The sequence below is a fragment of the Microcoleus sp. Pol11C2 genome, from assembly GCF_036701505.1.
Taxonomy (GTDB): Bacteria; Cyanobacteriota; Cyanobacteriia; order Cyanobacteriales; family Microcoleaceae; genus Microcoleus.
In genome coordinates this window covers 90,286-96,947 of sequence record NZ_JAUBQX010000008.1, presented here as the reverse complement: position 1 = coordinate 96,947, position 6,662 = coordinate 90,286, and the positions used below count along the sequence as shown (strand labels likewise).

Genomic DNA, 6,662 nt, shown 5'->3' with positions numbered 1-6,662 from the left:
ATTCTAAGGCTTCTTCATAGCGTTCAAGGTTGTTGAGTATATGGCCTCTCCTAGCCCAAGCCCACGGATCATTCTCGTCAAGTTTGAGCGCGCGATCGAAGGATTCTAAGGCTTCTTCATAGCGTTCAAGGTTGTTGAGTATATGGCCTCTCCTAGCCCAAGCCCACGGATCATTCTCGCCAAGTTCGATCGCCCGATTAAAGGATTCTAAGGCTTCTTCATAGCGTTCAAGATTGTTGAGCATATCGCCTCTCCTAGCCCAAGCCCACGGATCATTCTCGCCAAGTTCGATCGCCCGATCAAAGGATTCTAAGGCTTGTTCATAACGTTCAAGGTTGTTGAGTACAATACCTCGTAAAACCCAAACAGGCTGAAAATTGGCATCAAGCCCAATCAACATATCACAAGATATTAAGGCTTCTTGATAGTGTTTGATGTTGTTGAGTAGATAACCTCGCATAGCCCAAGCCCCTTGATCCTTGGAGTCAAGTTTGAGCGCCCTATCGTAAAATTCTAAGGCTTCTTCATAGCGTTCTCTCTCATAGTATACATCGCCTAGGATATGCCAAACCCTCGCATCATCATAATTGGAGTCAATTGTAATAGCTTTGCCTAAACATTCTAATGCTTCATCGTAGCGTTCCAGACTAATTAAGCACAATCCATTTACCAACCAATCCTGGAAGTCGCCGCGACTTGCTACCAATTTTTCCGCATATGCTAAAGCAGAAACATGATCTTTCTGTTCAATACAATATTTAATTTCATCAAAATAAGCCTTCAAACGCGGGTCTTCCTCATTTCTCTCAATAGCCTCAAGCGCCCGCGTATAATATTCTCGTTCCATGACAGCATCAGGTGGAATCGGTTTCAAACCTTGCCAATACAGAAAATGACTTTCTTTCTCCGCCATATCAACATCCGCCATCCTCAGTCCCAATCGCTGCTGCAATTCTTTCCGCGTATACCAAACCCGAATAAAATCCACAATTAATCGAATCGGTTTATTTCGCTGCTTCTTTACCTCCAGACAAAAACGCATCAAGGGTTCCCGCAATTCATACCACGATTCCCGTCCTATCTCCTCAGTTTTTACATAACCCTTATCTCGCAAATCTTTAAGTTGGCTAGATACAGTTCGCTGCTCGATAAAACAGCGTTTAGCAATTTCTTTTACAGGTGCGGCACCACCTCGGTCGCACAAAAAATCAACAATTTTTCGCTGCTGATTTGAGAGATATTTCATCCTATCCTGATAGTAGGGCGTGAGGCTATCCAGCATTTCCATGAACGGTTCTACCAATTTATCGAGCGATTCAGGAGTCATTAGAAAAGCCGAAAAAACAATATAGACGCGAGGACTGCCACCAGAAAGGTAATGCACAACTTTAATGCGATCTCGTCCTGTGGGACTTTGAATAAAAGATGCTAAATCACTATTCCCTTCTAAGTTGGCAATATGATTTAATAAAGCTACAGCATCATCGAGCTTAAACTCATCTAATTCATGTAAATCAAAAAAATCATAAAAAGGATGATTAGAGAGCTTGACTCCATCAAACAAACTTTGTGATGTTGCCAAAATTGTCAAAAAAGAATTATTTTGAATATACGCCCTCAACTGCTTCTGCCCGAAATCCCCCAAGCCACTAAACACGTCCTCTAAATTTTCGACAATCAACAACAGCACCCGCTTGCCAACAAAGTCTCTCAGCAATTCTGCGGCCTTAAATTCAGCTTGCTCCGGCGACAAATCATAAAGTTTTTCAATATCATCATCTAACTCAGCTTCATATTCTAGCGGATATTCTTTAGCAATTGCCCGAAATATTCCCCGCAATAAATCCAAAAAAGATGCAATCCCCCATTCCTCTTCCTGCAGCCACGCAATTAGCAATTTATCCCGCAAATCTTCCATCTTAACAACGCGATGATAAATTAGGGAAACCAAGTGCGTTTTGCCAATGCCGCGCGGCCCAATTAGCAATTGAAAATGCTTGTTATCTGTTAGCGCGCTCACCCGAATTAGCTCTACTAAACGTTCTGCCAGTGCGTGACGCTCTACTAAGATAGCTTCCAGGGTTTCTGGTGACATCAAGCTAGGAGTAAATCGAGAGATAAAGGTATTTTTCATAATATCTATTGGGTTTAGCTGGTTCCCAGGCACAGCCGGGGAACCTCTATCTAGAGGCTCTGCCTCGTCGGTTGCGGAGGAAAACAGGAGGCAGAGCCTCCGGAGCAGCGTCCCCAGGCCGAGCCGGAAAGGAGAAAATGCTTGTTATACAAGGCTTTCAAATTTTATACGTCTAATCTACCATAGGTTTTAAAAATATACGTTATTTTTGTTGTATATTTTTAAAAGCAGTGCTAAACTGCCTTTAACAAGCAAACAAGCGCCCCTAGGTGGTACTAGAGACGCTTTCGATCGCTTATGAGTTTTCGGGAGCCACTGGGTGCAACCAGTAGGACTCTCATGTTGTTTATGGTCTATATAGACCGAGGATTTCTCATGACTAATTATAACAGCGAACAGCTCAATCTGTTCACCCAGCCGATCGCAGTTTTGGTGGAAATGGGCTGCAATGTTGAACGTGCCGCCCAATATACCAAATGCTCAAAAAGCTCCATCTACGATCGGCTAAGGAAAAATAAACCGTATCTGCGGCAGGTTCCCACAGGTACGTGGCAAATTTACTCTACAGGCAAAAAAGATGGCTCAATTCTTGTGAATGTTGCCTTCATTTATTCTCCAAAAGATAAGAATTGGAGACTTGCTTGAACTCAAATCTCAAGGCTGCGTTAGTTTAAGTTTAACGCAGCCTTCTGCCTCTTCGGTTGCTAAGGAAAACAGCAAGCAGAGCCTCCAAATCTACGTCCCCAGGCTGAGCCGGGGAACAAGAAAAAATCTGAAAAATATTCCTTAAGACTTGTTACAATACACAAAACTTCATACTTTCCCCAACACTGGATGACCTTTTTCAACGCCTCCGAACCCCTAATCCGCTGCAAACAGGAACATCTCGACGTACAAGACCGCGCAGGCCTGTTGCAACTCCGCTGGCAAATTGGAAATATTACTCTTTTCTCAGGACTTTATACCCGCATCGACCAAACTTTTCTGCTTTGGGGCTTGGTGACAGGGGGGATTTTTTTTACGGCTCAGTTTGTCCCTATCAGTTGGAGCTTTCAGGCGATTCTGTGGTCAAGTTTGACTCTAATTGGCACTGCGGCAATGACCGTTTTGACTTTGTTTTGGGTAAGAGTCGAGCGAGTTAGCTGGATTCTTTACTCTTGGGCGATTTTGATGATAACTGGTTTGGTTCTAACGGATTGCAGTATTTTTGCCGGTAGGGGAGGTTTGTTGCTGCACCTTTGCGATTTGTGGTTGGGGTTGAGCGCGATCGGCTATTTGTTGACGGGACTCGGTTTGCGATCGCGCACTTTTCTCCTGATCGGACTAACTCATTTATTTAGCATACCTCTATTAACTTATGTTGCACCTTGGCAATATCTAACCACAGGTATAATTATGGCTGGCTGTTTGTTGTTATTGTCCGAATTGCAGTGGGATATGCGATCGCCTATCGACAATACTTTGCTAAGCGCAGAACAGAAAGAATTTAACAAAATTCAACAGCAACTGCGACAGAATGGCGCGATTGTATCCAAATAAATCACAAATGTAAAGAATTCTGTACAATAGCTAACACTTTCCATAAATCGTCCACAATAGAAAGATACAGCATCAATAAAAAAACAAACTTTAACCAGAACAGGAGTTTTGCTGTTTGACCTGTGAATCGCCAACCTAAGGAGAACGGTGTCCGGGAGGCGACTGGCCAACAAATGCTGTACTTGCGACGATAAAATTTAATTCGGGTTGACAGTAGTTGTTGAAATCAAAAAGTGGTGCAGGGTTTTTACCGTTTCCCCTGCTTCGCAGTCTTCTAAGAGAGGCTAAACCCTCTACCAGAACAGCCTGAGGAGATTGGCACAAAATTCGACAGTTTGTCAGGGGGATTTTTGAGTCAGCGTGTTTAAGAAAATTGAGAAAATGCTCGCTTAGGAGCATTGCAGGACTTAGGATTAAATAAGTCCTGCTTTAGTTTGGGAAATTTAAGTTCTGTTTTACTCGAACGTGCGTTGTCGCAATATCTCCCTTACTTCCATTAAAATCTGGCCCAACATATTTTTGCCGCTGCCATCTTTACCGCAACCCCAATAGTAATCAATAGGGGAATTTTCGACTATTTCCTCATCGCCAGTAGCTAGTAAAATTTCTCTAATTTCGGGATGAGTTTCAAATTTGCGGAGTACGGATTTTCGCATGATATCATCTTTGACTTCTTCCCAATCTTTGCGGAGGGGACGAGAGCGATCGCGTCCCATTTTTGCGGCATCTTTAGGTGTTTTTGCTTGGCGAATTTGGTCGCAGTTAGCCGTTGCGGGAAACTTTTGTGCTTGAAAATAATGCTCAGTAGTTGGCCAATATTCTCCGTCTAACTCGAATCCATGACTGGAAAAATTAGAAAAACAGCCGTATTCGCTGCCAGTGGTGTAGAAGTAGATAGCCATAAAGTCTGCGATTTCAATTTCGTTAAGAATCTTGGTCCATCGTCAGCCTTACCTCTGTTGATTCTCCACTATCTTCAACCGCAAATCAATAGTTTCAAGATGGGAACCGATGTAAGACAGCAGGGCGTAGATAAATACTATCACCCCTACCATTTCCAAAATTTCCTCAACAGAAGCCATCAAACCGTAGATCAAGTTTCGCTGACCTACCGCATCTGCATAATAGCCACAAACCATTTCCATGCCAAGTGCTCCACCGACATATATACTGCCTGCCAGTAAAAAGAAATCTCTTGTTCTCCGGGGTAGGTGCCGGAGAAACTTGAAATAAGCCAGCCCAGTAACCACAATAAAAATCGCCCCCGGAATTACCCAAATGAAGTAAAAAATTCCCCCTAAATCCAGTGCCTTTCGCAAGTCGTTAATAATTAATATTTCGTGCAAACTCAAGATTTCATCTAAAGAAAAAAATCCAAAGATGAACGCCAGCGCTTTCCAGTGCCCAAAATACCGATCGCCCTGCTTCTTCTTAGCACTAGCAATAATACCTAGCAAAATCGCGCAAAACAGCAAAGTAAATGAGGAGTACCACGAAGGATAATTTATTTCTCTGTCTAAATTAAACAAACTAATCCAGCGTTCTTGATAGTTAAAACCGTAACGCAGAACTTGTACGATGCAACCAGCAACAGCAAAGAAGAGCACCCAAATGCTGAGAGAGAAAGCAACTCTCTTCGGCGAAACAGAAATAAGGAATTTCATCAAGTTTTTGATAAACTAGAACAAGCAAAATCAAACTATAAAGTAAAAGGTTAAAAATGGCAATAGCGGCGCAATCCGCCCCCTCGGATTTTTATCTACAAAAAATCACCAATCACTGACAATGCACGTTCAAATTGAAACTTTCACTGTCCGCAAGCGGTTTGCCCTTACCATCAGCCGCGGTACAACAGCCCAAAGTACCAATTTATGGGTGAAGTTAGAACACGAAGGAATCGAAGGTTGGGGAGAAGCATCGCCCTTTTCCACAGGTTCTCGGCCCCAAACTACCGAAATTCTGCTAGCTGCATTGCAGGAAGTTGCACCGCTGCTAGAAAAGTTTACTCCGTTCGATCGCCAAAAAATCGAACAAGTATTAACAGAGGTTAACTTACCCTCAGGCGCCCGCGCCGGCATCGACATGGCAATGCACGACTGGCTGGGCAAAAAAGCAGGCTTGCCGCTGTGGAAAATGTGGGGATTAGATCGATCGCGCATCGTCCCCACCTCCGTCACAATCGGCATTAATTCGCCGTCTGGTGCAAGAGAAAGAGTGCGCGATTGGTTTGGTAAAGATGCGACCGATCCAGCAAGCATCAAATACCGCGCCTTTAAAGTTAAATTAGGAAATCCCGCAGGAATCGAAGCCGACAAAGCTATGTTAACAGCCGTGCTAGACGAAGCACCAGCTAACCTTAAAATCAGTGTTGATGCTAACGGCGGTTGGAGTTTGACCAGCGCGATAGAAATGTGTCGCTGGTTGGAAAAATACCAGATAAATTATGTCGAACAGCCGCTTTCACCCCTCGCCGATATGGAGGAATTCTCAGAACTGTACCGTCAATCGCCACTGCCAATTTTTGCTGATGAAAGTTGCTTTAATAGTTCCGATATACCCAAGTTAGCGCACTGCATCCACGGCATCAATATCAAAATGATGAAGTCAGGCGGATTGACCGAAGCACTGCGGATGATTCACACAGCAAAAGCCTGCAATTTGCAAGTAATGTTCGGCTGCTATTCAGATAGCGCGATCGCAAATACAGCAGCAGCACAACTTTCACCGCTAGCTGACTATTTGGATTTGGACAGTCACTTAAATTTATTAGACGATCCTTTCACAGGTGCGATCGTCGAAAATGGGTGTTTGCTGCCAAACGCGCGATCGGGATTGGGAGTGCAGCGAGTTGAGATTGGAGAATAGAAGTAAGTAGCTAGGCGCAAATAAACTTTATCATGTAACAGAATATCAAGCTATCATAATTTTTGCAATTGTTTTCCTGCTGATCGCGAAAGATACAGCTTGACTCACTCCGTCCCGGGCGGAT

General features: G+C 43.6%; 6 protein-coding genes. 3 read left to right on the top strand and 3 right to left on the bottom strand.

What is annotated here, in order from left to right; genetic code table 11:
• On the bottom strand, window positions 1-2,134 hold a 2,134-nt coding region (locus QUA42_RS07625; protein WP_333136540.1), incomplete at its 3' end, for a tetratricopeptide repeat protein.
• Between the two features lie 375 nt (window positions 2,135-2,509).
• Here QUA42_RS07625 and QUA42_RS07620 point away from each other — a divergent pair.
• Both QUA42_RS07620 and QUA42_RS07615 read left to right on the top strand, forming a co-directional pair.
• Entirely contained in the window at window positions 2,510-2,779 is a 270-nt protein-coding gene (locus QUA42_RS07620) for a hypothetical protein (protein ID WP_333136538.1), read from the top strand.
• Window positions 2,780-2,968: 189 nt separating this feature from the next.
• Window positions 2,969-3,673 carry a hypothetical protein gene (locus QUA42_RS07615; RefSeq protein WP_333136536.1) on the top strand — a complete coding sequence of 235 codons (705 nt, stop codon included), beginning with the start codon at window positions 2,969-2,971 and terminating at the stop codon, window positions 3,671-3,673.
• Window positions 3,674-4,128: 455 nt separating this feature from the next.
• On the opposite strand, the gene QUA42_RS07610 is transcribed toward QUA42_RS07615, so the two are convergent.
• The gene (locus tag QUA42_RS07610; protein WP_333136534.1) at window positions 4,129-4,575 is read right to left on the bottom strand and encodes an NADAR family protein; all 447 of its coding nucleotides are present in this window, start codon (window positions 4,573-4,575) and stop codon (window positions 4,129-4,131) included.
• Window positions 4,576-4,623: 48 nt separating this feature from the next.
• Window positions 4,624-5,337 (bottom strand): hypothetical protein, encoded by a 714-nt coding sequence (locus QUA42_RS07605; RefSeq protein WP_333136532.1) that lies wholly within the window; start codon window positions 5,335-5,337, stop codon window positions 4,624-4,626.
• 121 nt (window positions 5,338-5,458) lie between these two features.
• Between QUA42_RS07605 and QUA42_RS07600 the strand changes: the two genes are divergently transcribed.
• Window positions 5,459-6,538, top strand: a complete 1,080-nt coding sequence (locus tag QUA42_RS07600; protein WP_333136530.1) for a dipeptide epimerase — start codon at window positions 5,459-5,461, stop codon at window positions 6,536-6,538.
• Window positions 6,539-6,662: the final 124 nt, after the last annotated feature.